1 protein-coding gene is annotated in these 775 nt (G+C 48.1%); it reads right to left on the bottom strand.

Going from position 1 to position 775, the window contains the following annotated elements; translation table 11 throughout:
* On the bottom strand, window positions 1-571 hold a 571-nt coding region (locus tag RUMCAL_RS12115), incomplete at its 3' end, for an LIM domain-containing protein (RefSeq protein ID WP_021683225.1).
* Window positions 572-775: the final 204 nt, after the last annotated feature.

The raw sequence follows: 775 nt of genomic DNA, 5'->3' as shown, positions 1-775 counted from the left end.
ATTCATTGATGTGATAGTCCATGGTGCAGGGGTGCGAAACCAATTCCATGCCATCGTCCAGCGAGCCGTCTGTCTTGATGTAAAGCAGGTCGGCGTGGGCGTTTGCAATGTCCAGCAGTTCTTCCGCAAAGTCGTCATCTCTTCCTGCTCCGTCAATTTCCAGTTCAATGCCAAAGTAACGATTGCCCTCACCGTAGAAAATGGGGTTTGGCTTGTAGCCGTATTCGTGAATCAGGTTGCTTTCTTCACATTCGTCCTCGTAGCAGTCACGGCAGTATGTCTCGCCGTCCAGATAATAGGCATCGTCCTCGTGCAAAAGAGCATCACAGCAGCTGCATCTGGTGTAGCTATGATGGTAGCAATGGCTGCACAGAGTGATGTCGTTGTCACCATAGACATCCTCGTCCCAGATGCGTTCGCCGCAGCATTCGCAGGTGGTGGTGTGGTTTTCCAGACAGTCAGAGCAAATAATTTGCCCATTCCATTCCGTGTAGTCATCGTCATCAATGACACAGCCACAGCACTCACAATACAAGGTTTCTTCCTGTTCGGTTTTTACTTCTTCGCTCATTTGTAATTCCTCCGTAAAATGAAAATAGCCCTACCGATTTTCTTCGGTAGGGCTTTGTGTTTGGGTTTAATATTCTTCTGCTAAGAGCATGGTCGAGTGGTCGATGTCGTCAATGACATAGACCTTTTGATTGACTGGATTGGCAAGGTCAATCATATATTCCTTGCTGCACTCCGGCTGTTCGGAAAAGTGGTGGATGTGCTG

This window comes from Ruminococcus callidus ATCC 27760, assembly GCF_000468015.1.
GTDB classification, from domain to species: domain Bacteria; phylum Bacillota; class Clostridia; order Oscillospirales; family Ruminococcaceae; genus Ruminococcus_C; species Ruminococcus_C callidus.
The sequence above is the reverse complement of the archived record's forward strand: the minus strand, read 5'-3'. Positions and strand labels throughout refer to the sequence as shown.